Origin of the sequence: Pseudonocardia nigra (assembly GCF_019396355.1) — a bacterium.
Lineage (GTDB): Bacteria > Actinomycetota > Actinomycetes > Mycobacteriales > Pseudonocardiaceae > Pseudonocardia > Pseudonocardia nigra.
Genome location: NZ_JAHKRK010000432.1, coordinates 1 through 1,730 on the forward strand (window position 1 = coordinate 1; position 1,730 = coordinate 1,730).

Annotated in this window: 2 protein-coding genes; both read right to left on the minus strand. The window is 68.0% G+C overall.

Annotation, left to right across the window (positions count from 1 at the left end):
- Positions 1-684: 684 nt before the first annotated feature.
- The gene (locus KME75_RS41290) at positions 685-1,374 is read right to left on the minus strand and encodes a DDE-type integrase/transposase/recombinase (RefSeq protein ID WP_308283511.1); all 690 of its coding nucleotides are present in this window, start codon (positions 1,372-1,374) and stop codon (positions 685-687) included.
- An 80-nt stretch (positions 1,375-1,454) separates the two neighbouring features.
- Complete coding sequence (locus KME75_RS46495) at positions 1,455-1,619, minus strand: ATP-binding protein (RefSeq protein WP_372452772.1); 165 nt, start codon at positions 1,617-1,619, stop codon at positions 1,455-1,457.
- Positions 1,620-1,730: the final 111 nt, after the last annotated feature.

Genomic DNA, 1,730 nt, shown 5'->3' on the forward strand with positions numbered 1-1,730 from the left:
GAGCGGATCGTCCTTGCGGGCCAGCTCCGCCAACTGGCCAAGGACAGGACTGATCGGCGATGATGGGGGCACGAGCGCGGCTCCTGAGGCGAACTTTCGGCTTTGACACCTGAAAGATCATCAGGAGGCGCGCTCGCCTGGCAACTCAGCCCCCTCGTCTCCCGCACTGACCAGGGCGAGCCAACCGGACAAAACCGGACGTAACACCTAAATGATCAGAACGCCGGGGCCCTGCTTCGCCCTGCGGGCGGTTTTCCCGTCCTCCCTGGCCGGTCGTGACTCCGGCGACTACTACGGGGCCTCCGTCGCCATGGGGCTCGCGCCCGTTAGGCGGTCCCACGTTCGTCCCTGTCGCACGTGACAGCGTGACTTAGGCGTCCCACTCATCTCCTTGAATGCCCTCATTGGGCATCGCTCCTGGCTCCGAAGGGTGCGTCGGCGGAACTTCCACGTCGTCGCAGAGCCGGCGCCGGTTTCAGACGTCTTTCCGGCGGATGTGAACTTGCATCTTCTGCAGATTGGGCTTCAGGCAATCCAGCTTTCGCCATATCACGCGGGTCCCCCAGCACACCGTCCCAACGTCTGGACCCGGTCACTGGTTGTCTTGGCATGCTCTTGTCCCCTTCACCTTTCGGCTCCAGGTTAGCCATTGGACCCAGAAACCTCCCTTCGAGTTCCTCCCGGCTAGGCCGGGGATGCGACAGGTCGCATCGTGGCGCACAAGAACCGCTCGATCTTCCCGCGGCCCTGTGGGCGGCCCGGGGTGGAGTGGATCAACCGGATCCCGAGCTTGGCGCAGGCGCGCAGCAGCCAGGCGTCGACGAACGCCGACCCGTTATCGACATAGACGCCGTCGGGGACCCCGCGCGAGGCCAGCGCCGGGCGCAACGCGGCGGCCAGGCGCACGGTGTCCTCGGCGAAGCCGAACCGGTGCCCGACGATGGCGCGGGAGTGGTCGTCGAGGAAGGCGAACAGGTAGGTCTTGCGTCCGGCGACCCGCGGCCCGTGCAGGGCGTCACCGGTCCACAGCTCGTTCGGCCGGTTGGCCTCGAACCGGCCGAACACCGCTCGCGCCCCGGGCCCGCCAGCAGCGATTGCGCCCAGCTGCGCGGCGATCAGCGGGTCGGTGTCCAACTCGGCGAAGTGGCGCTGCAGGGTGCGCTCCCCGGGTGCCCAGCCGAGCTGGGCGCGCAGGATCCGGCGGACCTGGGTGGCGGTGCGGGCCGGGTTCTCCCGCTTCAACGCGATCGCCATTTCGATGACCTCGACCGGGACCCGCAGCCCGGCCTGGCGCGGCGCGGGCACCAACGCGTCGAACCCGCCGCGGCGCCAGGCCCGAATCCAGCGGTCCAGCGTGTCACGCGAGACCCGCACCGGCCGCCCGTCCGGGTGTCCGCGTACTGACTCATGTGTCGGTCGGAGTACGACCTGACGTGTCGGTCCCGGCGGGGGGATCATGGCATGGTGGCGGGGTTCGGGGCGAGTGACGCGCGGTCTTTGAGCCGGTAGCTGGGTCCGTTGATGCTGATGACGTGGCAGTGGTGCAGGAGCCGGTCGAGGATGGCGGTGGCCAGGACGTCGTCGGCGAACACGGTGCCCCACTCATCTGGAGCTGGCACTTGTTCACCCGACCGGATTTTGCCTGCGACCTGGCCGTAGCGGTCCTTCCTGGTCGTCGTTGGTCTTCGCGGTGGCTCGCTCGTTCTCCAGGTGCTGCCTTGAACTTCGAG